Annotated in this window: 24 protein-coding genes; 18 read left to right on the forward strand and 6 right to left on the reverse strand. The window is 68.8% G+C overall.

Going from position 1 to position 25630, the window contains the following annotated elements:
• Positions 1-495, forward strand: a 495-nt coding sequence (locus tag BZY54_RS15800; RefSeq protein ID WP_143668061.1) for an alpha/beta hydrolase fold domain-containing protein, incomplete at its 5' end; no start/stop codon positions are given.
• Positions 496-679: 184 nt separating this feature from the next.
• On the opposite strand, the gene BZY54_RS15805 is transcribed toward BZY54_RS15800, so the two are convergent.
• The 6 genes from BZY54_RS15805 to BZY54_RS15830 all read right to left on the reverse strand — a co-directional run bounded on the left by BZY54_RS15805 (position 680) and on the right by BZY54_RS15830 (position 7071).
• Positions 680-1012: a hypothetical protein gene (locus tag BZY54_RS15805; RefSeq protein WP_244217184.1), complete on the reverse strand. Its 333-nt coding sequence runs from the start codon at positions 1010-1012 to the stop codon at positions 680-682.
• A 559-nt stretch (positions 1013-1571) separates the two neighbouring features.
• Entirely contained in the window at positions 1572-2822 is a 1251-nt protein-coding gene (locus tag BZY54_RS15810) for an Nramp family divalent metal transporter (protein WP_086725831.1), read from the reverse strand.
• A gap of 12 nt (positions 2823-2834) precedes the next feature.
• Positions 2835-3542: a class II aldolase/adducin family protein gene (locus BZY54_RS15815; RefSeq protein WP_086725832.1), complete on the reverse strand. Its 708-nt coding sequence runs from the start codon at positions 3540-3542 to the stop codon at positions 2835-2837.
• 19 nt (positions 3543-3561) lie between these two features.
• Entirely contained in the window at positions 3562-4803 is a 1242-nt protein-coding gene (locus BZY54_RS15820; protein WP_086725833.1) for an FAD-dependent monooxygenase, read from the reverse strand.
• Between the two features lie 62 nt (positions 4804-4865).
• Positions 4866-6326: an aldehyde dehydrogenase gene (locus BZY54_RS15825; protein ID WP_244217186.1), complete on the reverse strand. Its 1461-nt coding sequence runs from the start codon at positions 6324-6326 to the stop codon at positions 4866-4868.
• 139 nt (positions 6327-6465) lie between these two features.
• Positions 6466-7071 (reverse strand): TetR/AcrR family transcriptional regulator, encoded by a 606-nt coding sequence (locus tag BZY54_RS15830; protein ID WP_158103874.1) that lies wholly within the window; start codon positions 7069-7071, stop codon positions 6466-6468.
• 279 nt (positions 7072-7350) lie between these two features.
• Here BZY54_RS15830 and BZY54_RS15835 point away from each other — a divergent pair, with 279 nt between their 5' ends.
• From BZY54_RS15835 to BZY54_RS15915, 17 genes are all read left to right on the forward strand, one after another.
• Positions 7351-8652, forward strand: a complete 1302-nt coding sequence (locus tag BZY54_RS15835) for an NtaA/DmoA family FMN-dependent monooxygenase (RefSeq protein ID WP_086725836.1) — start codon at positions 7351-7353, stop codon at positions 8650-8652.
• Between the two features lie 163 nt (positions 8653-8815).
• Positions 8816-10237 carry an APC family permease gene (locus BZY54_RS15840; RefSeq protein ID WP_086725837.1) on the forward strand — a complete coding sequence of 474 codons (1422 nt, stop codon included), beginning with the start codon at positions 8816-8818 and terminating at the stop codon, positions 10235-10237.
• A gap of 89 nt (positions 10238-10326) precedes the next feature.
• Positions 10327-11646: a flavin monoamine oxidase family protein gene (locus BZY54_RS15845; RefSeq protein ID WP_086725838.1), complete on the forward strand. Its 1320-nt coding sequence runs from the start codon at positions 10327-10329 to the stop codon at positions 11644-11646.
• A complete protein-coding gene (locus BZY54_RS15850; RefSeq protein WP_086725839.1) occupies positions 11646-12146 on the forward strand; it encodes a flavin reductase family protein in 501 nt (166 codons plus the stop codon). Before BZY54_RS15845 ends, BZY54_RS15850 begins: the two co-directional genes overlap by 1 nt.
• A 123-nt stretch (positions 12147-12269) precedes the next feature.
• Complete coding sequence (locus tag BZY54_RS15855) at positions 12270-12782, forward strand: NADPH-dependent FMN reductase (RefSeq protein WP_086725840.1); 513 nt, start codon at positions 12270-12272, stop codon at positions 12780-12782.
• Positions 12783-12799: 17 nt separating this feature from the next.
• Entirely contained in the window at positions 12800-13783 is a 984-nt protein-coding gene (locus BZY54_RS15860; RefSeq protein ID WP_086725841.1) for a PDR/VanB family oxidoreductase, read from the forward strand.
• A 55-nt stretch (positions 13784-13838) separates the two neighbouring features.
• Positions 13839-15053, forward strand: a complete 1215-nt coding sequence (locus BZY54_RS15865; protein WP_086725842.1) for a cytochrome P450 — start codon at positions 13839-13841, stop codon at positions 15051-15053.
• A gap of 52 nt (positions 15054-15105) precedes the next feature.
• On the forward strand, positions 15106-16191 hold the full coding sequence (locus tag BZY54_RS15870) for an S-(hydroxymethyl)mycothiol dehydrogenase (RefSeq protein ID WP_086725843.1): 1086 nt from the start codon (positions 15106-15108) through the stop codon (positions 16189-16191).
• Complete coding sequence (locus tag BZY54_RS15875; protein ID WP_086725844.1) at positions 16188-16817, forward strand: MBL fold metallo-hydrolase; 630 nt, start codon at positions 16188-16190, stop codon at positions 16815-16817. The genes BZY54_RS15870 and BZY54_RS15875 overlap by 4 nt, the downstream gene beginning before the upstream one ends.
• Before the next feature lie 78 nt (positions 16818-16895).
• Complete coding sequence (locus tag BZY54_RS15880; RefSeq protein WP_086725845.1) at positions 16896-18302, forward strand: amidohydrolase family protein; 1407 nt, start codon at positions 16896-16898, stop codon at positions 18300-18302.
• A gap of 46 nt (positions 18303-18348) precedes the next feature.
• Positions 18349-19551, forward strand: a complete 1203-nt coding sequence (locus BZY54_RS15885) for a thiolase family protein (RefSeq protein WP_086725846.1) — start codon at positions 18349-18351, stop codon at positions 19549-19551.
• Entirely contained in the window at positions 19548-19997 is a 450-nt protein-coding gene (locus tag BZY54_RS15890) for a Zn-ribbon domain-containing OB-fold protein (protein WP_086725847.1), read from the forward strand. Before BZY54_RS15885 ends, BZY54_RS15890 begins: the two co-directional genes overlap by 4 nt.
• A complete protein-coding gene (locus BZY54_RS15895) occupies positions 19984-21162 on the forward strand; it encodes a CaiB/BaiF CoA transferase family protein (RefSeq protein WP_086725848.1) in 1179 nt (392 codons plus the stop codon). The genes BZY54_RS15890 and BZY54_RS15895 overlap by 14 nt, the downstream gene beginning before the upstream one ends.
• On the forward strand, positions 21163-21987 hold the full coding sequence (locus BZY54_RS15900; RefSeq protein ID WP_086725849.1) for a GntR family transcriptional regulator: 825 nt from the start codon (positions 21163-21165) through the stop codon (positions 21985-21987).
• Positions 21984-23456, forward strand: coding sequence for an aldehyde dehydrogenase family protein (locus tag BZY54_RS15905; protein WP_086725850.1), 1473 nt, complete (start codon positions 21984-21986; stop codon positions 23454-23456). Before BZY54_RS15900 ends, BZY54_RS15905 begins: the two co-directional genes overlap by 4 nt.
• On the forward strand, positions 23453-24598 hold the full coding sequence (locus BZY54_RS15910) for a cupin domain-containing protein (protein ID WP_086725851.1): 1146 nt from the start codon (positions 23453-23455) through the stop codon (positions 24596-24598). Before BZY54_RS15905 ends, BZY54_RS15910 begins: the two co-directional genes overlap by 4 nt.
• On the forward strand, positions 24595-25587 hold the full coding sequence (locus BZY54_RS15915; RefSeq protein ID WP_086725852.1) for a dihydrodipicolinate synthase family protein: 993 nt from the start codon (positions 24595-24597) through the stop codon (positions 25585-25587). Before BZY54_RS15910 ends, BZY54_RS15915 begins: the two co-directional genes overlap by 4 nt.
• The last annotated feature ends 43 nt before the right edge of the window (positions 25588-25630 follow it).

Here is a 25630-nt window from a genome sequence, read left to right on the forward strand (position 1 = left end):
GTCGCCGGCGACTCGGCCGGTGGAGGCCTGGCGGCGTCGCTCTGCCTCGACCTGCGCAGCCGCGGGCTACCCCAGCCCGCGCTCCAAGTCCTCGTCTACCCGGCGGTGGACGACTCTTTCGCACGCCCGTCCTGGACCGAGTTCGCGGACGCCCCCCTGATGGGAGCCGCCGTCGCGCAATGGTTCTGGCGTCAGTACGTGGGCGAGGGTGGCGTCGCTCCCAGCTCGCTCGCGGTGCCCTTCAAGGCTGCGACCCTCGCCGGCCTCGCCCCCGCCCACGTCATCACCGCAGAAGCGGACTGCCTGCGCGACGACGCCGAGGCGTATGCGCGACGGCTCGAGGCAGAGGGCGTCCCGGTGCGGCACCGCCGGTATCCAGGCATGTACCACGGTTTCTTCACCGAGATCGGCGCCTTCACGAAGGCCACCGAAGCCGTCGCGGATGCGTGTACCAGCCTGCGCAGCGTCTTCACCGACGGAGTTCTCCCGGCGTGACCCAGCCATCCGGTCCACGCCCGTCCGAAACCTCCGTCGTCTGCAACGCGGGAGGGTGGTACGCCATCCATTCGGCCACGTCGGTGATCGGTATTCCGTTTCCGAGCGCATTCGAGGCGAAGTGCCAGAAGCTGTACATGCCGACACCGTCCTCCGCGGGGAGGCCCTTGACGGAGTTCAACTTTCATGATCCGAGACGGGGGATGATGTGCACGTTGACGGAGCTGTCGACGTGCCAGCCCGTGGAGTACTCCGTCATCCTCCGCTGCCGCGGCCGCCGCTGCTTGGCGTATTCCGCGACCGTTTGCTGACCAAGTTCCCGGCGGGCCTCGGCGACGGACGGCGCCGTCTTCCTTTTCTCCGCGTAGATCTGCGTAAGGCGCTCGATCCCATCGTCCTGCGTGCCGTACCCGGCCTCTTCACGCTGCTCGCCGAGAGCGTCCCGGAACCGAATCGTGTACGGGTGCGGACAACGGGTCGTCCTGGAACAACCGCACTCCTCGAAGAAGGACCTCATCCCACGAGCGAGCTGTCGAGCCACGTATCAAGCGTTCCGAACGGGCGCCGGGCGGCACGGCAGGGCATGCCACGGACCGCAGGTCATCAAGCCGGACACCGTCCGACCTGATGCTGACCTTTTGCTGACCCGGACGCGGCGATCGCGGCTCTGACCTGCGGAACCACCCAAACGCTAGATCTTGGACTTGAATAGAGTTCGCAGCACTTTGGACTCCTGGAAGACGGCTCCCTGCCTGCTTTCTGCAGGTCAAGGGTGGTCTTCACTCTGCACGGGGACGCGGCGAAGTCGATGATTGCGAGGAACATCGCTTGTCTTCGGAGCGAAGGCTTCCGGCCTGGGCTTCCGCGCCAACGAGGCTGTTGTGACGCCGCCGATCAGGTGCCTGCTCGGACAGCCTTTCGGCATGTTCGGGAGATGATGCTGACCGGATGCTGACTTAACTGACGTCACATCAGATGCGTCCGGGGCCAAGTCGCACCGCGCGACTCGGGCGCGGACCGGACGATTCTGCGCCCTGGCTCGTTCGCCCAGGACTTTGGCTTCTCCGTCTGGGCAGTCAGAACGCCAGCACGATCAGCAGAGCGTTGAGGGCGACGATGACCAGGGTCGCAGTACCTGCCAACGCTGTGGTGAGCGAGCGGTTCACCCACTTGCCCATGACGTCCGGCCGACGGGTTAGGAGGAGGAGCGGGATCAACGCGAACGGGATACCGAAGGAAAGTGTCACCTGGCTGATCACGAGGGCTCGGGACGGCTCCACCCCGAGGCTCAGGACAGCCAGAGCGGGCACGACCGCGAAGCTCCTGCGCACGTACAACGGGATCCTGCGCCGTAGGAAACCCTGCATGACGACCTGGCCCGCGTAGATGCCGACGCTGGACGAGGCCAGGCCCGAAGCCAGGAGTGCGACGGCGAAGAGCATCGCGACGAACGGACCTGCACTTGTGGCGAACTGTGCGTGGGCGCCTTGGAGGGTCGGTTCGGCGCCGGAGCCGTACAGCATGGTCGCGGCAGCGACCAGCATGGCGACGTTTGCCAGGCCTGCGGCCCCCATCGCCAGGACGACGTCGAGTCGTTGGGCGCGCAGCAGCGCGCGCCGGGAGAGACCGTGGCCCGCGGCGATTCGCTCCTGGGTGAGGCCGGAGTGCAAGTAGATGGCGTGCGGCATGACCGTCGCACCGACGATCCCGGCGGCCAGCAGCAAGCTGGCGCTGCCGTCGAAACGGGGGACGAGGCCCGCGGCCAAATCCGCCGCCGGGACGTCAGTCTGGAGGATTTGGTAGAAGAAGGCTCCTGTCACTACGGCGAGCATGGCCGTGATGACCGCCTCGAACCGCCGCTGGCCGGCCGTGCGGACGGCCAGGAGGGCGAATGACGCGGCGGCGATCAGCACCCCGCCCTGCAGGGCCGGAAGGCCGAAGATCAGGTTCACCGCGACGGCGCCACCGATGAGTTCGGCCAGATCCGTCATGATCACCACCATCTCCGCCTGCAGCCACAGGCCCCACACGATCGGGCGGGGGTAGAGGTCGCGGCACAGTTCGGGCAGGTTGCGGCTGGTCGCCGTGCCCAACTTGGCGGAGAGGTACTGAAGGAGCATCGCCACGACGTTGGCCGCGAGAACCACCCACAGCAGCAGGAATCCGAAGCGGGTTCCGCCCTCGACGTTGGTCGCGAAGTTACCCGGATCGACATAGGCGACGGCCGCGACGAATGCGGGGCCGACCACCGAAAGCACCCGCCGTCCGACACGAGGCCGGATGGAACCGGGCACGGTGCCCGTCGAAGTCTCAACACCTGCGGTCATGGCGGAGCGCTTTCATTCGGTGGGGATCGGATCGTCGAGTGCCTTTCGGCAGAGATAGGCGTATCCGGCGTTCAGTTGCCGGGCGGACCAGGTCTCCGCTCTCTTCTGCGCCACTTCGTCGGCGTCGGACCAGGCGGTGGGACCGCCGGCCGCCAGCGCGCGCAGTTGGATCGCACAGGCCCGTTCGAGCAGGACGGCGTGCATCACCGCGGAGGCGAGATCGGGCCCGACCGTGACCAGGCCATGACTGACCATGAGGCACCCAGCACCGTGGCCCAGCGACGTCGCGAGCCGCGCGCCGAGCCGGCGATCGCTGATGAGCCTCCCCGACGAATGGCGGCGTATGTCCGGATCGACGAAGGGCACGGCGTCATGGGAAAGCGGCAGGAGAGGCATGTCCAAAGAGGCGAAGGTCACCGCCGCGGGTCCGTGGGTGTGGACCACGGCGCCGACGTCCGGGCGTACGGCCATGATCTCCGTATGGATGGGATACTCCAGGTGGGGGCGCCCCTCCCCCACCAGTGCTTTCCCTTCGGGGGACACGAGGAGAACGCGCTGAGGTGTGACCTCCTCGAACCCCCACCCCGACGCCTTCATCCAGACGCCGCGACCGTCCGGGTCTCGCAGAGAGACGTGCCCCCAGACCAGATCGGACTGTCCGGCGGCCCCAAGTGCGCGGGTCGCTGCGGCGACTTCGACGGCAGGGTCTGTCGTGTTCATCGGCTGCCCCTCCCCGCGATCAGACGGCGACGTCTTCGACGGACGCGAAGGACAGCGGATATTCCCGGCGGTGACGCCACTCGCTCTCGGGGTCGTATCCGTAGATCCAGTTCATGCCGAGGGGGGTGTCGCCCTGTCGTTCGCGGGCCTTGAACGTCTCCTGGCGCTTCTCCCAGTCCCCGGCGTGCACGAGCTTGCTGTTGAGGAGAGACTGGCGCTGGATGGCGTGCGCCCGGGGAATACGCACGTTGCGGAATTCGGCCAGTGCCAGCTCGGGGTCCTCGCGGTTCACGTCGAGCCAGCGAGACAGGACGTAGGCGTCCTCGAACGCTTGCGCTGCTCCCTGCCCGGCGTTGGGCAGCATCGGGTGAGCGGCGTCGCCGATCAGCTGGATCCTGCCCCGTCCCCAGTCGGTGGAAGGCTCCCGGCCGAACAGACCCCACTTCGAGCAGTCCCGGACCTCGTCGAGAAGCATCTGCAACGGGGGCGCGGCGCCGGGGAAGCAGCTCCGCATCTCGTCCGGGTCGCCCTTGGTCGACCAGCCCTCCTCCACCCAGGAGTCCGCGTCGGACTGGGTGGTGATGTTGATGATGCTGGTACCACGCAGGTAGTACGTCATGATGTGGCAGCCCTGGCCGATCCAGCCGCAGAACCCGTGCGGGCCGAGCACGTCGGCGGGAAGCGCAGCCCCGTCGACCAGCGCGCGCCACACCATTTGGCCGGTGAAGTGGGCCTTTTCCTCGGTGTACAGCGAGCGCCGGATCTGTGAGTGGATGCCGTCGGCGCCGATCACGATGTCGGCTTTGTGTCGCCTGCCGTTCCCGAGGTGCAGCGTCACGCCCCCGGCGTCCTCGACGAGGCCCGTGCAGCGATGCCCGAGATGGACGCGTGTGCTGTCGACGGAACGGGCCAGGACGTCGAGAAGGTCCGCGCGGTGGAAGACGTAGTACGGGGCTCCGAACCGGCTCGAGGCGTCTCCATTCTCGGCGAGGCGTGTTTCGGCGAGCTGTTCGCCGGTGTACATGGACCGCTGGATCTGGCCGGTCATGGCGTTTCCGACGGACTCGAGGTCGTCTCCGAGTCCGATGGCAGTCAAGGCCTTGGTGGCCTGCGGGCTGATGTTGATGCCGGCGCCCACCTCGCCCAGTCGCTCGGTCTGCTCGAACACGTCGACCTCGAAGTCCGCTCGGGACAGGGCGACAGCTGTGGCGAGACCGGCCAGTCCTCCGCCAACTACGGCAATCGACAGGCGTCGAGCCATGGGATTCGCCTCATTTCTCAGTGGCTTGCACGGTCGGGGAGCCGCAGTGGAGCAGCCTCCCGTCAAATGAAGAAGGGTTCGGTCGCCTGGGTGAGGTTGACCGTCTTCAGCTCGTGGAAGGCCTCCATGCCCTCCGGGCCCAGTTCACGGCCGATGCCGGAGTCCTTCACGCCGCCGAACGGCGCGTGGGTGTTGTGCGTGAAGGAGTTGATGCTGAAGGTGCCGGTCCGCACGGACCGGGCGATCTCCGCCGCCAGGGCGGGGTCTTCAGTGAACACCGCGCCATGCAGGCCGAAGTCGGAGTCGTTGGCGATCTCGATCGCCTCGTCGATCGACTCGTACGTCAGTACCGTGGCGACGGGTCCGAAGATTTCCTCCCGGGCGATGCGCATGGAGTTGTGCGCGTTCACGAACACCGTGGGCTGCACGTAGTAGCCCACCTCCAGATCCTCTGGAACGCCGCCGCCGGTGGCGGCTACGGCCCCTTCGGCCCGTCCCAGTTCGATGTAGCGCAGGACGCGCTGCCGCTGGGTGTGGGACACGAGCGGTCCCATGGTGGTCGTGGGGTCGAACGGGTCGCCGAGCTTGAAGGACTCGGCCGCCGCGACGAGGACGTCCGTCCACTCGTCGCGGCGGGACGCCGGTACAAGGATCCGACTGAACGCCGAGCAGGTCTGACCGGTGTTGGCGAACAGACCTGCCGCGACGCCCTTCATCACCGTGTCGGGATCGGCGTCCTCCACAACGATCGCCGCGGACTTTCCGCCGAGTTCGAGCTGAAGACGTGCGAACCGGCCACTGCACTCCCTGGCGATCTCCCGGCCGGCCGCAGTCGAACCCGTGAAGCTGACCTTGTCGACCCCGGGGTGCGCCACGAGCGCGCGTCCGGCGTCCCGGCCGCCCGTCACGAGGTTGAACACCCCGGGTGGCAGGCCCGCTTCCATAAGTGCCTCGGCGATGAAGAAGGCGTCCAGCGGTGTCTCGGGGGCGGGCTTGTACACCATGCTGCATCCGGCGACGAGCGCCGGGACGATCTTCGCGACGGCCATGTTGAAGGGGCCGTTCCACGGCGCGATGGACGCCACCACACCAACCGGTTCCCTGAGCACGGCGGCCGGGCCGAAAGGGGTCTCGCGGACGTCGCTCACCGGGGTGTTGCGAGCGAGGTCAAGGAAGTACCGGCCGGCGTTCACCGCTCCCGGAATCTTCCTCTTCGCGATCGCTGTCGGCAGCCCCATCTCGGCCGTCACCAGGTCGGCGATCTCCTCGAGGCGCGTCTCCAGCAGCGTCAGCGCCCTTTCGAGTACCTCCGCACGTTTCCCGACGGACAGGAACCGCCAGGGTCCCTGGTCGAACGCCCGCCGTGCCGCGTCGACGGCCGCGTGCACGTCGGAGGCTCCGGCATCCGGCACCTGGCCGACGGCCTGCTCGGTCGAGGGTGAGATCACCGTGAGAGAAGCGAGTGAAGTCGGCTTCTGCCATTCACCGCCGATAAAAAGGGTGTCGCGAACGATCGTGGACATGGTCATCGCTCCCGCCGACGCGGTTCATGACAGGCAGCTCACGGGAGTGCCTGCCGTTGACGAACCGGAAACATAGCAAGTGCGATGTTCTGCGGCAAGGCGTCGACTCGGACCAGCCTCGATTCCGAGCCGTCCGGACTCAGCCCAGAGCGTCGCCCGACGCCTCGGCGAAGGAAGACCGCAGGGCCGACAACATGCGCCGTGAGCCGGCGACTTGGCTCTTTGTCACAGGGGCGTACGAAGCCCCGAAGACCACTCGCTGATAGACGATGCCCTCAGCGAGGGCGACGATCACGTCGACGAGCTCGTCGTCCGGCCGCACACCGGATGCGACGAGCGCGTCATAGGCCCGCTCCCGGTAGGCCCGCTGGTGCCGCCGAGCAAGCTCCTGCAGCTCGGACTCGTGACGCGCCTTGAGGAAGACCTCCGCCTGGAACGCCGGGATCTCGGGGTGCTCCTGCAGCGAGTCGACGAAATGAGCGAAGAGATCTTCGAGGGACTCGCTCTGCCGCCCCAGGTACGTGTGCGTGACCTCGAGGCAGCGCTCCAGCGCCGCTTCGAGGACTCCGGTCAGGTTCGGGAAGTGGTGCCGCAAACTCCCCTGGCTGACCCCGGCCTCAGCGGTCAGCGACCGGTACGTCAGCTTGGCCAGCCCGTCCCGCGCGACCAGCCGGATCGCGGCTTCCACCAGCGCCTGACGGCCCTCGCCGTAGGGAACCGGTGCCCTTTCACCTCCGACAGCCACGCCACCACATCCCCACAGACGAAGGGGCCACAGCCCCACTCCCAGGCTCTTCGCAACCACTGTATAAGGACACCTGGAGATCCACACCGCCATCGTCAGCCACCGCGCGAACCGACCCGACAGCGCCATCTGGCAGAACACACAAACCCGAAACAGAGCACTTGCAATGTTTGCTGGGAGGGGACACGATGGCCAACACCTAGACGCCTACCGGTCACTGGCGGCCCAGCTTGCCACAGGCGCGTTACCTTTCATTCGACGCCCAGGAGGACATGACTCATGTCCAAAATGTTCCATCTCGGGTTTTTCAGTTCGTTCTCGCCGCCGGCCTGGCATGCGGCGACGGACCGGGCGCACGGCGAAGACTGGTGGTCCGGCGACTACCACGCCCGCCTGGCCCGGCGCGTCGAGGAGGCGTGTTTCGACTTCCTGTTCTTCGAGGACACCAGCGGTGTGTCGAGGACGTTCGGCGGGTTGATGGACACCGACCTGAAGAACAGCCTCAGCGCACCCAAGAACGACCCGGTGGCGCTGATCTCCTACCTGTCGGCCGTCACCACCCGTCTCGGTCTGATCTCGACCGCATCCACCACGCTCTACCCGCCCTATCTGCTGGCCCGCCTGTACTCCACCATTGACGGACTGAGCCGCGGCAGAGCCGGGTGGAACATCGTCACCTCCAGCGAGGAGGAGTCCGCGCACAACTACGGCTACGCGGCCCTGCCACCGTCAGGCGAGCGCTACGACCGGGCCGAGGAGTTCGTCGAGGTCGCCCGGCAGCTGTGGACGTCGTGGGAGGAGGGCGCCGTGGTCCGCGACTACGACCGCGGAATCTACGCCGATCCCGCCAAGGTCCACGAGATCAACCACGTGGGCAAGCACTTCAGAGTGCGCGGCCCGCTCAACAGCCATCCCTCGCCCCAGCGCATCCCGGTACTGGCGCAGGCCGGCGGCTCCCCGCGTGGGCGGGACTTCGCCGCTCAGAACGCCGAGCTCATCATGGCCACCACCATCGGCGGCATCGAGGCCATGCGGGCCTTCCGGGAGGACATCCACGGCAGGATGAAGGCGTTCGGGCGCAGCCCCGACGAGTGCAGGATCATGTACGCCACCCACGTCCATGTCACCGACGGCACCCGCGACCTGCGCTCGACCGTCACCGACAGCCAGTTGGTGTCGATGCTCGGCAAGCACGCCGCCCACATCGGCGTGGACCTCTTCCAGTACGACCTGGACGCGCCGCTGCCACAGGACGTCGTGGCCAACGGCACCACGAGCATGCTCGACTCGATCAAGGAGAAGGGCAAGCAGGGCATCACCCTGCGCGAGGCCATCCTCGACGTCTGCCTCGGCGACGACGAGCTCGGTTTGGTCGGCACCGCCGACCACATCGCACACAACCTCGCCGGCGCCATGGACGCCGTGGGCGGCGACGGCTTCATCATCATGGCCACTCAGAACGCCAACGAAGAGCACGTCTCCGGCATCATCGACGAGGTCGTCCCCCGTCTGCAGCGCATGGGCGTGGTCAGGACCGACTACTCCGGCACCACCCTGCGCGAGAACCTCTTCGCCTTCTGACACCCACCTCCTCCGGTCTCGCCCTCGCTCGGCACAGCCGATCTCCGAGGGCTCCGGTTTCCGGCCCCACGCGTCCCCCTTCGACGTGCCCTCCCCCTCACGAGCCCGCTCGTCCCGCACGTTGCCCTGCCGCACCCGCCCTCATCCCTGCGGAAGGTCCACGATGGCCCAGTCCGACATCAGCTCCTCTCCCCTGTCCGCAGAACCACCCGCACCCGCGCAGTCGCAGCTGCGCGCCGGCGTCATCTCGCCCCGCAAGGCGCTGTTTTTCGCCCTGTCCGGGCTCGCCCTCCCCAGCGTCGTAAGCGGTGAGGGCGGCAAGATGTCCCTCCTCGCCGGCTGGAGCTCCTGGCTCGCCATGGCCGTCGGCTCACTGATGGCCCTCCTGATCGCGGTCATCGTCGTCCGCTTCGCCCGCCGCCACCTCGCGACCGGCTCCTTGATGTCCTACGTCAATCTGGAGCTGGGCCCCCGCGCAGGCGCCCTCACCGGTGCCGCCCTGCTCGTCGGGTACGTCGCCGCCATGGTCTTGACCGTCGCGGTCTCGCTCGTCTTCCTCTTCAGCTTCCTGCGCGACATCGGCGTGCACGCCGACGGCGGCTCACTGCAGGCGGTGATCGGCACGGCCCTGCTTGCCGCAGCGGTCGTACTGACCTGGCGCGGCATCTCGCTCTCGGTCAACGCCGCCGTCGTCCTGGGCTGGGCGAGCCTGCCCTTCGTCCTCGTCATCATGGCCTGCGCGATCGCCCGGCACGGCATCGACCTCGGTCCCCAGCTGGCGCTGAACGGCTTCTCCGCCGGCTCCTTCGCGCAGACCGTGATCCTCGCCTTCGGTATCTACGGCGGCTTCGAGGGCTTCACCGCCCTCGCCATGGAGACCGCCGATCCGCGGCGTACCATCCCCCGGCTGCTGGTGACGGTCGTCGTCGTCCTCGGCGTCGTCTCCGTCAGCGGTGTGGCCCTCACGATCCCGATCATGATGACGCACTCGGACGACCTCCTGGCGGGCAGCTCCCCGCTCTCCGTCCTGGCCACCGTCGGCCATGTGTCGGCTCTCGGTTCGATCATGGACGCGCTGATGTTCGTGACCCTGCTCGCCGTGTTGCTGGTCTACCTCAACGAGGCGGGCCGCGTCGTGGCCACCGCCGCCAAGGACGGGCTGCTCCCCCGCGGCCTGGCCCACGTCGACGGAAAGCACCAGGTCCCGGCGCAGGCCATGCTCTTCCTCGGACTGCTCACGGCCGGCATCCTCACCGCCTTCCTGCTGGTCGGCCACCGTCCTATCTTCACGATCTTCATCTCCGCCGCCGTGCTGGTCTCCTACTCCTGGTTCACGGCGTACATCCTCATCGCGATCGCGGGTGTCACCGACGCAGTACGCCGCCGGGACGTCGTCTTCGGCATCGTCTCGCTGCTCAGCGCCACCGCGACGACGGGTGTGGCGGTCTTCTCCCTGGCCGACCAGGGCTCCGGCGCCACGATGACCGAACTGCCGTGGATCACCCTGGCGTCGATCGCGGTCCTCTGGGTCGCCGCCCTCGTCATCCGGCAGCGACGACAGACCCCGGCGACCGAACATCTCTGACCCTTGGGCACCAAGTGCCAACCACTCCGCGGGTGCCGCCACGTCAGCACACTCCGGCACCCGCGGGGCCCTGACCGAAAGGAAGCACGGTGAACGACACTCACACGCCCGACACGGACGTCGTGATCGTCGGCGGAGGCTTCGCCGGCGTGGTCGCAGCGCGAGACCTGAGCCGCGCGGGCGCCGACGTCATCCTGTTGGAGGCGCGTGACCGGCTCGGCGGACGGACCTGGTACCGGGACAGCCACCTGGGCCGTCCCCTCGAACTCGGCGGGACCTTCGTGCACTGGCTGCAACCGCACCTGTGGTCGGAGATGGTCGCACACGGTCTGGAACTCGAACCCTCCCCAGGAGTGGACGAGGTCTATTGGATCGGCGACGGCGAGGTACACCGCTCCTCCGTCGAGGAGTACTCCGAGCTGGTCGTGCCCGGCATGGCCGCACTCGCCGAGGGCGCCCAGACCGCCTTCCCCGTACCTCACCAGCTCTTTCCCCTCACGCCCGAGGCCGTGGCAGCCGACCGACTGTCCATCACCGACCGCCTCGAAGCCCTCGGGCTGACACCCTCACAGGTGGAGTTGGCCCGCAGCCGGTGGGCCCTGTCCTTCAACGGGTCCCCCGAGGAAGGTTCATGGGCCCAGGCCCTCCGCCTCACCGCACTCTGCGGTGGCGACTGGCGGATGGTCAGCGAGGCCAACCGCGCCTACACGGTCAAGGGCGGCACCGGCCGCCTGCTGGAAGCGGTGCACCGCGGTTCCACTGCCACCGTCCGCCTGTCCACCACCGTGACCGCGGTCCACACGAGCGAGCACGGCGTCGAGGTCGTCACCAGCGACGGAGAGCGCGTCACGGCGCTGCACGCCATCGTCACTCTGCCTTTGGACGTGCTCAGCTCGATCGACTTCCACCCTTCCCTGTCCCCCGGAAAGCGGGACGCGGCCCAGCGCGGTCAGGTGTCGAACGGCGTCAAGCTGTGGATGCGCGCCCGGGGTCGTATCAAGCCGTTCATCGCCTTCGCCCCGGACGACCACCCCCTGACCATGGTCGGCACCGAGTACGAGCTGGACGACGACACGATCCTGCTGGGCTTCGGCCCGCACTCCGCGCAGCTCGACGTCACCGACGTCGACGCGGTCCAGGAGGCCGTGCATCGCTGGCGGCCCGACATCGAGATCACCGACGTCGACGCGCACGACTGGACGGCGGACCCCCTGTCCGGGGAGACCTGGGCCATGCCCCGCCCCGGTCATCTCTCGACCGAACTGGAGGAGCTGCAGCGCCCCGAGGGCCGAGTGCGGCTCGCCGGCAGCGACTACGCCAACGGCTGGGCCGGCTACATCGACGGCGCCCTGGAAAGTGGCCGCCGGGCCGCCCGGCAAATCCTCGGCGAACTCAAGGAGAATCACTGATGCTGACCGCACCGAACCCCTGCGACCCCGCCGAACTGCGGGCGGCATACGGCACGTTCCCGACCGGAGTGACCGCCGTGTGTTCCCTGCGTGACGGCACGCCCGTGGGCTTCGCCGCCAGCTCCTTCGTACCCGTGTCCCTGGACCCGCCGCTGGTCTCCGTGTGCGTCCAGCACACCTCCGCCACCTGGCCCCTGCTCGCCGACCGCGAACGCATAGGCCTGTCCGTCCTCGCCGACACCCAAGGCACCGCCTGCCGTCAGCTCGCCTCCAAGTCGGGCGACCGCTTCGCAGGAGTGTCCGTGACCACGACACAACAGGGCGCCGTCCTGCTGGACGAGGCGGCAGCCTGGCTGGACTGCTCCATCCACCAGATCGTGCCGGCCGGGGACCACGACCTCGTCCTGCTGAAGGTCGAGGCGATGCGAGTGCATCCCGGCATTCCGCCGCTCGTCTTCCACGCGAGCCGATTCCACTCCCTCGCCGCTGCCGCCGCCTGAGGACCATTCACCTCACTCACCGAACTCCCTGCCCGGGGTCTTTCGAGGTGCTCACCCCGGGCAGGGCCACACTCCCCCGATCGGCACCCCCATCTCTCACCACGCCTCCCGAAGGAGGAACCCGTGACCGTCACCGTCGTCGTCGGGAATCCCAAACCCGCCTCACGCACCCTCGCCGCGGCGACCCTGCTCGCCGAAAAGCTCAGCGGCCGCGCCCCCGGCAGCGGAGCCGACCACACCCTCGACCTGATCGAGCTCGGTCCGGGCCTGCTCGGCTGGGGCGACGCATCCGTCGCCGCCGCCGTGAAGACGGTCCAGTCCTCCTCCCTCGTCGTCTTCGCCAGCCCGACCTTCAAGGCCACCTACACGGGGTTGCTCAAGCTCTTCCTCGACCAGTTCGCCGGCGGCACCGGCCTCCAGCACGTGGTCGCCGTCCCGCTCATGCTCGGAGCCGGCCCCGCCCACGCGCTCGCCCCCGAGCTCACCCTCCGGCCGGTCCTCTCCGAACTCGGCGGTACCTGTGCCGTTCCGGGCCTCTACCTACGCGACTCCTCCTTCTCGGACGACCCCGCCCTCGACGCCTACGCCGAGCGCTGGTCCCCCGTGGTCCGCGCGCTGGTCGACCTCAAGCACTGACGGACAGGAGAGGCGTGATGGTCACGACCAGCACGACGAGCGCGGATCCCGGTCTCCGCACCGGCGCCGTCACGCTGCAGATCCGAGCCAAGGAGCAGGTGGCCGACGGCGTGGTCGCACTGACTCTGGCGCACCCCGACGGTGCCCGGCTCCCGGACTGGACCCCGGGCTCCCACATCGACCTGGTGCTGCCGGAGGGGACTACCCGGCAGTACTCGCTGTGCGGCGATCGGTGGGATGCCTACACCTACCGGATCGCGGTGCTGAGGGAGGCCGCCGGTCGCGGCGGATCGGCATACGTGCACGACCAGTTGCGATCCGGCGACTTGGTCGGCGTCGGCGCACCGCGCAACCACTTCCCCCTCGTGCCCTCAGAGAAGTACCTGTTCATCGCAGGCGGAATCGGCATCACCCCGCTGCTGCCGATGGTCCACCAGGCCGACCTTCTCGGCGCTGACTGGCAGTTGCACTACGGCGGCCGTACTCGCGTCTCGATGGCGTTCCGCGAGGAGCTGACCACCGCGTACGGCGACCGTGTGCACCTCGTCCCGCAGGACGAACTGGGCCTGCTCGACCTGGACACGTGGCTGGGCACCCCGCGTCCGGACACCAAGGTCTACTGCTGCGGCCCCGGGCCGCTGCTGGCCGCCGTCGAAAAGGCCGCCTCCTCATGGCCGCCGTACGCCCTGCGCACCGAACGGTTCACCGCCGCTGCGGCGGGGCCGGTTCCCAACACTCCGTTCGAGGTGGAACTCCGCCGCACAGGGCGGACCGTCACCGTCACCCCCGACATGTCGATCCTGGAGGCGGTGCGCCAAGCCGGGGCCGACGTGCTGTCCTCATGCGAGCAAGGAACCTGCGGCACCTGTCTGACGCCAGTTCTGGAAGGCACCCCGGAGCACCGCGACTCCGTGCTCGCGGACCACGAACGCTCCGCCGGCGACTGCATGTTGCCGTGCGTGTCCCGCTCGCGCGGTGACCGCCTGGTCCTCGATCTCTGAGACCTCGCCGTCCTTCTGCCCCTTCGTATCCCCTGTTACCAGTCGAGGAGCCGCCATGACCGAGGCCCTGCAGCGCCCTGTCGGGCTACCCGTCAGTGACGCGGACCCTTTCGCCCACGACGTCCTGGAGCATCCCGAACCCCTGCACCAGGAGCTTCGCGCGGCCGGCCCCGTGGTGTACCTGACCCGCTACAGCGTCCACGCCATAGCCCGGCACAGAGAGGTACACGCCGCACTGACCGATTGGCAGCGCTTCGAGTCGGGGTCCGGTGTCGGACTGGCCAACTTCCGGCACGAGAAGCCGTGGCGCCCGCCGAGCCTGCTGCTGGAGGCCGACCCGCCCCGGCACGACGCCCCACGCCGCGTACTGCGCGAGCTGCTGGCCCCGCCCGCACTGCGCCGGCTGCGCGAGCAGTGGTTCGCCGCCGCCGAGTCGCTGGTGGACGACGTGGTCAGTGGAGAAACGGAGTTCGACGCCTTCACGGCGCTGGCTCGCGCTTTCCCCCTGCGGGTCTTCCCCGATGCCGTGGGCCTCGGCCCCGACGGACGGGAGAACCTGCTCCCCTACGGCAACATGGCCTTCAACGCCTTCGGTCCGGTCAACGACCTGGTGGAGGCCGACGCACACCGCGCGGGCGAGTTGTCGGCCTGGGTGAACGCCCAGTGCGCCCGCGAGAAGCTGCGCGAGGACGGGATCGGAGCAGGGATCTGGGCGGCCGCGGACCGAGGCGACCTGACGCACGCGCAGGCACCTCTTGTGGTGCGGTCCCTGCTGACGGCGGGAGTCGACACCACCGTCCACGGCCTGGCAGCCGCTCTGTTCGCCTTCGCCACTCATCCCGAGCAGTGGCAGCGGCTCCGGGAGCGGCCCGAGTTGGCGCGGGTCGCCTTCGACGAGGCGGTGCGCTGGCAGTCCCCGGTACAGACGTTCTTCCGTACCGCGACGACCGACGTGCACATCGCCGGTGCTCTCGTCCCTGAGGGCTCGAAGATCCTGATGTTCTTGGGTGCCGCCAACCGGGACCCGGCCCGCTGGAACGACCCCGACCGCTTCGACCTCAGCCGCGATCCTTCCGGGCACGTCGGCTTCGGCATGGGCATCCACCAGTGCGTCGGCCAGCACGTCGCGCGCCTGGAGGCCGAGGCGCTGCTCACCGCGCTGGCCCGCCGCGTCGAGCGGATCGAACCAGCCGGGCTCCCCCAACGGCACCTCAACAACACGCTGCGCTCCTGGGCGTCCCTGCCCGTGCGTGTGCGTGCAGCCGCCTGAACACACCGCCACGACCAACGCCCCCCGGCATCCAATCGAGAGGAACCACACCATGCCCCAGCAGGTACGAGGCGTCGTCGCGAGGGTGAAGGGCGCTCCGGTGGGCGTCGAGACCGTCGTCGTGCCCGATCCGGGGCCGGGTGAGGCGGTGGTGAAGGTGCAAGCCTGCGGAGTCTGTCATACCGACCTGCACTACCGTGAGGGCGGGATCAACGACGAGTTCCCCTTCCTCCTCGGCCATGAGGCCGCAGGGATCGTCGAATCGGTCGGCGCGGACGTGACGGAGGTCGAGCCCGGCGACTTCGTCGTTCTCAATTGGCGCGCCGTATGCGGGCGTTGCCGTGCCTGTCGGCGTGGACGCCCTCAGTACTGCTTCGACACGCACAACGCGAAGCAGAAGATGACGCTCCTCGACGGCACCGAGCTCTCGCCAGCCCTCGGCATCGGCGCCTTCACCGAGAAGACGCTCGTCGCCGCAGGCCAGTGCACCAAGGTCGACTCCGCGGCCTCGCCGGCCGCGGCGGGCCTGCTGGGCTGCGGTGTGATGGCGGGCATCGGCGCGGCCATCAATACCGGCACAGTGGGGCGCGGCGACACGGTCGCCGTCATCGGCTGCGGCGGCGTCGGCGTCGCCGCCATCGCCGGGGCACAGCTCGCGGGCGCGGCGAAGATCATCGCCGTCGACATCGACGACCGCAAGCTGGAGACCGCCCGGCGGATCGGCGCCACCCACACCGTCAACTCAAAGAAGACGAACGCGGTCGAGGCGATCCGCGAACTCACCGGCGCCTTCGGCGCCGACGTCGTCATCGAGGCGGTCGGCCGCCCGGAGACGTACAAGCAAGCCTTCTATGCCCGCGACCTCGCCGGCACCGTGGTCCTGGTCGGAGTGCCCACTCCGGAGATGAAACTCGAACTCCCGCTCCTCGACGTCTTCGGCCGCGGCGGCGCACTGAAGTCCTCCTGGTACGGCGACTGCCTGCCCTCCCGCGACTTCCCCATGCTGATCGACCTCTACCTCCAGAACCGCCTCGACCTGGACGCCTTCGTCACCGAGACCATCGCGCTGGACGATGTGGAGAAGGCCTTCGAACGGATGCACCGCGGCGACGTCCTGCGCTCGGTGGTGGTCCTGTGAGCGCGGCGATCGAGCGCGTCGTCACCCATGGCACGTTCTCTCTCGACGGCGGCACCTGGGACGTCGAGAACAACGTGTGGATCGTCGGCGACACCCGAGAGGTCCTGGTCATCGACCCCGCCCACGATGCCGCCAGCATCGCGAAGGTGGTCGGCGACCGGGAGGTCACCGCCATCGTGTGCACGCACGCCCACAACGACCACATCAACGCGGCCCCGGAACTCGCCGAGCGCACCGGCGCACCCGTCTTCCTCCATCTGGACGACCGGCTGCTGTGGCGCCAGGTGCACCCGGATCGCGGCCCGGACGGATATCTGTCCGACGCACGCCGGCTGAAGGTCGCGGGCACCGAGCTGGTCGTCCTGCACACCCCCGGCCACACCTTCGGCGCCGTGTCCCTCTACGCCCCTGAAATGGGCGTTGTTTTCACCGGCGACACGCTCTTCGCCGGAGGGCCCGGGGCGACGGGCCGGTCGTACTCGGACTTCACCTCGATCATCCGCTCCATCCGCGACCGGCTTCTCGTCCTCCCGCCCGACACGCAGGTGCTCACCGGTCACGGGGAGGCCACCACTGTCGGCATTGAGGCCCCGCACCTCCAGGAATGGATCGACCGAGGGCACTGAATCGGGACAGACCGGTCCGCGCCCACACGCTCGACACCCTCCCCACCATTTCCCTAGTACATACAGGAGTTGAAGGTCATGACCACACATCGCGTTCTCGTCCGGGGCCACGTCGTCACCGTCGATCCCGGGCTCGGTGTCATCCGTGACGGTGAGGTGCTGATCGAGGATGGCGTCATCGCCGCCGTCGGCCAGAATCTGGGCGTCAGCGACGCGGAGATCATCGATTCCGAGGGTGGGATCGTCGCCCCCGGAACCGTGGACACTCACCGCCACACGTGGCAGGCGCAGATGCGCGGCTGCTGCGGCGACATGTCGCTCCAGCAGTACATCCAGGGCTTCTGGGCCGATGCCACGCCTTCCTACACCGCCCAGGACGCGAAGCTCGGCACGCTCGTGGGTGCGCTGGAGGCCCTGGAGGGCGGGGTGACGACCCTCCTCGACTACGCACACATCACCAACACCCCCGAGCATGCCGACGCCGCGGTCGACGCCCTGCAGCAGGCCGGGATCCGCGCGGTCTTCGCATACGGCCTGGGTCAGGCGAACGTCTTCGGGCCGCCCGACCACGACCGGCTCGCCGACTTCGCCCGCATCGCCGGCGAGCGCTTCTCCTCCCGCGACAGCCTGGTGACGCTGGGCGCGGCGCTGTCGGAGATCGGTATGGCTCCCATCTCGCTGAACAAGGCGCAGAAGCAGCTCGCCGACGAGCACGGGGCGATTTCCACCGCGCACATCGGCGCACTCTGGTCCAACCCCTCGGGGCTCCCGGAACTGCACGCGGCCGGCGTGCTCGATTCCCGCTTCGTCCTCGTCCACGCCAACACCCTGCGTGAGGCGGACTGGAAGCTCGCCGCCGAGGCCGGGGTGAAGGTGTCGACGACACCCGAAAGCGAACTGAACATGGGCGCTGGCAAGTTGGCGATCAACAACGTGCTCCGGCACGGCCTGAAGCCGACCATCGGTGCCGACGTCGTGTCGCTCAACAGCGGTGACATCCTCACGCCGACGCGCCAGGCGCTGGCGTACACGCGCTGGGTCGAAGCGGAGCCCCTCAACCGCGAGGGCGCCGACGTGTACCAGGTGTCGCCGACGGCTGCCGAGGCCCTTGCGTGGGCGACGGTCAACGGCGCCGACGCCGTCGGCCTCGGCGACCGGGTCGGCAGTCTCACCCCGGGCAAGCAGGCCGACCTCATCGTGGTCGGCGGACACCACCTTGGCATCCGCCCCGTGAACGACCCGGTGGCCCAGCTCGTCTTCCACGTCAGCCCTGGGCTCATCGACACCGTGCTGGTCGCCGGCAAGGCCGTCAAGCGGGACGGCCGACTCGTCGGCATCGACAAGGAAGGCCTCCTGCGGCAGCTCGACGACTCCTCGCGCGAGATCCAGGAGCGGATGGCCCACGTCGTCGCCTCCAAGGTCCCGCCGTCTCCCGAGGCCATCGCCGCGTTCCCTCAGTGGATCGCGAACAACCTGGCGAGCTGAGCCCACGCATCTCCCCATCCGCCTGAGGAACAAGGAGGTTCCGGACATGGGCACACATGCGATCAGGGATCGCACCGCCATCACAGGCATCGGCTGCACGGACATCACGAAGCGCAGCGGCCGCACCGTTCTGTCGCTCGCCACCGAGGCAGGCCTCAGGGCCGTCGCGGACGCAGGGCTCGAACCCACGGACATCGACGGCCTGGTCACCTTCTACTGGGGCCGACGGGACACTCCGGCACCGTACGAACTGGCCAACAGCCTCGGGCTGACGTCCTGCCACATGTCGTACTGCGACAGCGGTGGCGGGGCCTGGGCCTGCTCGGCAATCGCCGCCGCGGCCATGGCGGTGTACTCCGGCATGTGCCGCCATGTGCTGGTGTACCGCGCCGCCAACTCGCGCTCGGAACCCTTCCCGCTCGAAGGCCTGGACGCCTGGCCGTCGGGACAGCGGCAGTGGAGCGAGCCGTTCGGTGCCACACACGCCGCTGCCCTGTACGGCCCGTATGTGACGGCGTACATGCAGCACTACGGTGTCGACAACGCGGACTTCGCACCGCTGGCGGTGCAGCAGCGGGCCAACGCGGGGCTCAACCGCAAGGCTCTGATGACCGAGCCCATGTCGGTGGAGGACCACCAGGAGTCGCCCTGGATCATCCACCCGTTCCGGCGCCTGGACTGCAGCATCTGGAACGACGGCGCCATGGCAGTGGTCGTCTCCTCCACCGAGGATGCCCGGAGGCTGCCGCAGTCCCCGGTCACCATCCGCGCGATGGAGGGCGGCACCCTCGCCGCACCGGTCAAGGCACGCACGAGCCGGCACCACTGGGAGCTCAACGCCTCGCTCGCGGCCCGGTCCCTGTACATGAAAGCCGGGGTGACGGCCGATGACATCGACATCGCCGAACTCTACGACCCCTTCACCGGCATGGCCCTGCTGCACATCGAGCAGTTCGGGCTGACGCCGGCCGGACAGGCTCCCGACCGGATCCGGGACGGTGAGCTGTCCCTGGACGGGCGCATCCCCGTCAACACCCACGGAGGCCACCTGTCCGAGGGCAACCTGGCTGGCCTCGGCCATGTCGTCGAGGCGGTTCAGCAGCTCCGGGAGGACGGTGTCGCCGACGACCACTGCCCCGGGGCTCATGACTACGACCGGCAGCACTGCCGCCAGGTCCGCGCTCCTGAACTCGCCCTCGTGGCTAGTGAGTCCGGCGACAGTGCCCTCATCCTGGGACGGGCCGCGTGACCGCCCCGGTGCGGCCGGCCCCGGTCGCGGACGCCGACAGCGCCGGCTTCTGGGAGGCCTGCGCACGCGAGGAACTGGTCGGTCAGCGGTGCGGCAAGTGCTCAGCCTGGCGCTGGCCGCCGCGCGAGCACTGCCCGCGCTGCCATGCCGCGGATCCGGTCTGGGAACGGCTGGGCGGAACGGGCCGGATCGTCGGCTTCGTCGTCGTGCACCGGGTCCTGGACCCCGCCTTCGCAGACGAGACGCCGCTCGCCATCGTCCATGTGGAGCTCGACGGCACCGACGGGGAGATGGTGCTCACCTCCCAGCTCCAGCCGGGCGAATGGAGCTCGGCGGCGGTCGGCGCTCCGGTCTCCGTCCGCTTCACCCGCGTCCGCGAAGGTCTGACACTCCCCACCTTCACCATCCAAAACGAGCCGCAGGAGGCACACCATGTCCTCGACTGACACCACCGGTCCCCTGAACGGCGTCCGCGTACTCGACCTCTCCCACGTCCTCAACGGTCCCTTCGCGACGATGCTCCTCGCGCACATGGGGGCCGAGGTCATCAAGGTCGAACAGCGGGAGAGCCCCGACCGCTTCCGCCACGCCTGGATGCCGGTGGACGCCGACCACGACGGATACGAGTTCCTCACCGTGAACGCCAACAAGAAGTGCGTCACGCTGAACCTCAAGAACGAGCGCGGACGCGAGGTGTTCCTGGACCTCGTGCGCCGCAGCGATGTCATCGTGGAGAACTTCTCCACCGGCGTCATGGACCGCCTCGGCTTCGGCTACGAGGCCCTCAAGGAGCACAACCCCGGCATCATCTACGCCTCGTCGAAGGGCTACGGCGAGAGCGGCCCCTACGCCGACCTGCGGTCCTTCGCGACGATCGCCATGGCCGTGAGCGGCTGGGCGGAGTCGTCCTGGCGGCTCTCCGGCGCACCGGGCACACAGGTGTTCGGGCCGGGCGACGAGGCCGCCGGCGTCTCCATGGCCCTGGGGATCTGCGCCGCCCTCTACAACCGCGCGCAGACCGGACAGGGCCAGAAGATCGAGGTGTCGATGCAGGAAGCCCTCATGGGCTTCATGGTCAGCGCCTTCCACGAGCACTTCGAGGGCATGGGGCCCGCCGGGGCGTACATGGAGGCGAAGGACGGCCACGTCGCCACCCACCTGCCCGACCTGACGGACGACCTCTTCAAGCGGTACTCCACTGCGCTCGGCCACCCCGAGGCGATCGACGACCCGCGGTTCGCCACCGCCGCGAAGCGCCGAGAGAACCTGAAGCTGCTCCAGCGAACGGTCGCCGAGTGGATGAAGCAGTTCACGGCCCGCGAGCTCTTCGACATCCTCCGCGCCCAGAAGGTGCCCGCCGGGCCGGTCCTGTCCATCGGCCAGGTACTGGAGGACGAGCACATCATCGCCCGTCAGGCCTTCGTCGACGTCGAGCACGACGAGGCCGGCAAGCTCAAGCTGCTGGCTCCGTGGATCAGGTTCAGCGAGACACCGGCGCGCATCGACCACGCCGGGTCAGGCGTGGGCGAGCACACCGTCGAGGTCTACCGCGAGCTGCTCGGCTACGACGAGCGCACGATCGACGAACTCCGTGAGGCCGGGGCGATCTAGGTGCTCGAGTACAGCTGGCTGAACCTGGCCATCGACTGGCAGGGCGCGGCCGGGATGACGGCAGGGTCCGATGTGCTGGACCAGTTCGAGCAGCCTGCTCCCCGTCGCGCCGCCGAAGACGCGCACAGGATCCTGCGCGAGCTCGTCCACTCCGGTGCCCTGCCCGAAGACAGGGAATTCTCCCTGGCCGAGCTGGCGGAGTTCATCGGGGTGAGCCGTGGCGCGCTGCGCGGCGTCCTCCGGAAGCTCCAGGAAGAAGGGCTGATCGAAGCCGAACCGCACCGCCGGTACCGGGCCACCCGACTCGACGCGTGGGACGTGGACACGAGATACGGCTCACGCGTTCTTCTGGAAGCGCTGGGTATGCGACTGTCCCTCCCGCTGCTCGACCAGGCCGATCTGGAGGACGCGTACCAGGCGCTGCTGGACATGGAAGCCGACCCGGAACCGGGGGTCAGTGCGCGATGGCACCGTGCGCACCACCGCTTTCACCGAGCGCTCACCCGTCACGCGCCCGTCCTCCTCCAGACCCAACTGACCGAACGCGCCAAGCACAGTGAGCGCTACGTCCGCCGACTGGCACAGGCCGGTGTTCCATCGAGAGTCCGCGTCGGGCAGGACCACCGGCACATCTACCAACTGGTGGCCGCCCGGGACCACGAGGCAGCCACAGCCCGCACAGCACGCCACCTCGCGTGGACCGCCGTCCGGCTCCTCAACGACACCATGCCGGAGTTCCAGCCGGTGACGACCCAGACGGCCGTCCTGTTCGTGGCGGGTCAGAGCACACCCGAAACTCCGACGACAGCAAGGGGACGGCGATGACGACCCTCTCCACCCGAACCGACCACGCGATGCTCATCGGCGGCGAGCTCCGGCCGGCCTCCAACGGCGCGATGATCGAGGCCACCAACCCCGCCACCGGACAGGTCATCGGCTGCTTCCCGGCAGGCACCCGCACAGACGTCGACCTGGCGGTCACGGCCGCACAGCGCGCCGCGCCCGCCTGGCGCCGGACCGAAGCCACGGCACGCGCGGCCCTCGTCGAACAGCTGGCCTCGGCCATCGCCGAACACGCCGAGGAGTTCGCCCGCCTCGACACCGCGGACAACGGCAGCCTCCTGCGGGAGATGCGCCGCGACGTGACGGCGACGGTGTCGTGGCTCCGCTACTTCGCCGGGCTGGCTCTCCAGGCGCGCGGAACCACACTGCCCGGCTCCCCCGACACCCTCACCTACACCACACGTTTCCCGTACGGGGTTGTCGGGCGGATCGTCCCCTTCAACCACCCCTTCATGTTCGCCGCCGGCAAGCTCGCGGCCCCTCTCATCGCGGGCAACACCGTCGTCCTCAAACCCAGCGAGCACACGAGCCTGTCCGCTCTGCGTCTGGCCGAGCTCGCGGCAGAGATCCTGCCCGCCGGCGTCGTCAACGTGGTGACGGGCTGGGGCTCCGAGGCCGGCGACGCCCTGGTCGCCCACCCGGGCGTGCGACGGCTGGCCTTCACGGGCTCGGTCGCCACCGGGCTGACCATCCAACGGCGGGCGGCGGAGGCCGCGGTGAAGACCGTGACCCTCGAACTCGGTGGAAAGAACCCGCTCGTCGTCTTCCCGGACGCTGACCTCGACGTCGTGGTCGACGCGGCCGTACGGGGCATGAACTTCACCTGGCAGGGCCAGTCCTGCGGCTCCCTGTCCCGTGTCCTCGTCCACACGGACGTCCACGACGCCTTCGTGGAACGCCTGGCAGAGCGGGTGTCGGCACTGCGCCCCGGCCTGCCCGAGGATGCCGCGTCCGACACGGGAGCCATCGTCAACACCCAGCAGTTGCAGAAGGTGCTCCGCTACGTGCAGATCGGCCGCGACGAAGGCGCACGGCTCTGCGTCGGCGGCGATCGCGTCACCGACGGTGAACTCGCCGCGGGCCTGTTCGTGAGACCCACGCTCTTCACCGACGTGGATCCCGGTTCGCGCCTCGCCCAGGAGGAGATCTTCGGGCCGGTGCTGGCCGCTCTCCGTTTCCGGGACGAGCAGGAGGCGGTCTCCATCGCCAACTCCACCCGTTTCGGGTTGACCGCCAGTGTCTTCACCTCGGACCTGGCCACCGCTCATCGCTTCGCCGAGGCCGTCGATGCGGGCTACGTGTGGATCAACGAGGTGTCCCGGCACATTCCCGGCGCGCCGTACGGCGGCGTCAGGGACAGCGGCATCGGCCGTGAGGAGGAGCTGGACGAGCTTATCTCCTACACGCAGATCAAAAACGTCCACATCAACTTCCGGGAGCAGACGGCATGACCGACATCCAGCAGGGCGACGAGGCCCTGAAGAAGTACGACGCGTCCATCCGCGAGGACAACCTCATCGGCCAGTGGTCGTTCGAGCCGCTTCTGGACGCGGCGGTCGGCGGCCCCAAGCCCCGCGGCGAGGCCTGCGTGTGGCCGTGGAAGACGACTCGTGCGCGCCTCGCCGAGGCCTCCGAGGTACTCGGCCCGGCCGGCGTCGGGCGCTGCAACCTCACGTTCCTCAACCCCGGCATCACTCAGGGTCCCCCCGGCTCGACGCACACCCTGGCTGCGGGCATCCAGATCATGCGGGCGCAGGAGGTGTGCTGGTCGCACCGGCACACCATGTCCGCGCTGCGGTTCGTCATCGAGGGCAACTCCGATGCCTTCACGGTGGTGGACGGCGAGCCTCTGACGATGGACCGGTTCGACCTCCTGATCACCCCTCGATTCTCCTGGCACGACCACCACAACCCGACCGACGAGGAGGTCGTGTGGCTGGACGTCCTGGACCTCGGCCTCACGCTCAGCCTCAACCAGGCGTTCTACGAGCCGTTCGGCGAGGCGAGCCAGCCGCAGCGGCCGGGCGTCGCGGACTCCCAGGGACTGCGCGCCAAGGCCCTGCGCCCGGCCTGGGAACGCCCCCGCCTCGGCCGCCTCCCCATCCGCTACGCATGGGCGGACGTGGTGGAGATCCTCGACTCCTACGGCGACACGGCCGGCGACCCGTACGACGGTCTGGCGCTGCGCTACGCCAATCCCGTCACCGGCGGACCCACCATGACCACGATGGACTGCTGGATCCAGCAGCTCGTCCCCGGATTCGAGGGCCTGCGCCACCGCCGCACCTCCAGCAGTGTCGGCTTCGTGATCTCCGGCCGCGGCCGGGTCGAGGTCGGCGACGAAACGCTGGAGATCACGCCCGGCGACACCTTCGCCGTCCCCAACTACGCCTGGCACCGCCTGATCAACGACTCCGACGAACCACTGCGGATCTTCTCGGTGCACGACATACCGGCGATCACCGCGCTCGGCCTGTTCTACGAGGAACCCGTGCCCACCGTCGGCGCCCACCCCGCGCCGGCCGTTCCGGGGCTGCCGCACAACCCCGTCTACCGCACCAACGCGATGCTGGAAGCCGAGGAGGTCCGATGACCAGGTTCTCTGCGCACGACATCCGCGGTGTCGTCGCGATCCTGCCCACCCCGGCACTGCCCGGGGCCGACCACTGGGCCGCCGTCGACACCGTCGACCTCGCGGAGACAGAACGATTGACGAACGCCCTGGTCGAGGCCGGCGTCGACATCATCCTGACCAACGGCACATTCGGCGAGGGTGCTTCGCTCACCCTCGACGAGGTGCTGGCGTTCAACGACACCGTCGTCCGCACCGTCCGCGGCCGGGTACCCGTCTTCGCCGGCGCGACCACCCTCAACACACGCGACACCATCGACCGCGGGCGAAGGCTCGCCGAACTGGGCGCCGACGGTCTCTTCCTCGGCAGGCCCATGTGGGTCGCCCTGGACGACACCCAGATCGTGGACTACCACCGCGCGGTCGCCGAGGCGCTCCCCGGCCTCTCGCAGATCGCCTACGACAACCCGAGCGCGTTCAAGGGAAAGATCTCCCCCGAGGTATATGCCCAACTGACCGACATCCCGCAGATCGTGGCCGCCAAGCACATGGGTCTCGGCCTCATGGGGGACCGGTTCGTCACCGATCTGGAGGCGGTCGCGAGGCGCATCCGTCTCCTTCCCGTCGCCGAGGACTGGGCCACGACGGCACACCGCTTCCCCGATGAGGTCGTGGCGTGCTGGAGCGGCGACGTCGCCTGCGGTCCGGCCCCGGTGCTACGGCTGCGCGACGCCGTGCTGGCCCGGGACTGGGACGAGGCGGCGCGCATCCAGGCCGACATCGCGCACGCCCTCAAGCCCCTGTTCCCGGACGGGAGCTTCGAGGAGTTCTCCAAGTACAACATCCAGATCGACCGGGCTGAGTTCGAGGCATCCGGCTACTTCACGCCCGGTCCGGTGCGACCCCCGTACACCAGCTGTCCGGAATCTCACCTGGAGGGCGGTCGCGAGGCCGGCCGTCGATGGGCCGAACTCCACCGCCGTTACGACGAAGCCGGCAGCGCCGCCTGACAAACCTCACGCACCACACGTACAGACAGCAATCAGGAATGGA

Origin of the sequence: Streptomyces carpinensis, from assembly GCF_002154505.1 — a bacterium.
Classification (GTDB): Bacteria; Actinomycetota; Actinomycetes; order Streptomycetales; family Streptomycetaceae; genus Streptomyces; species Streptomyces carpinensis.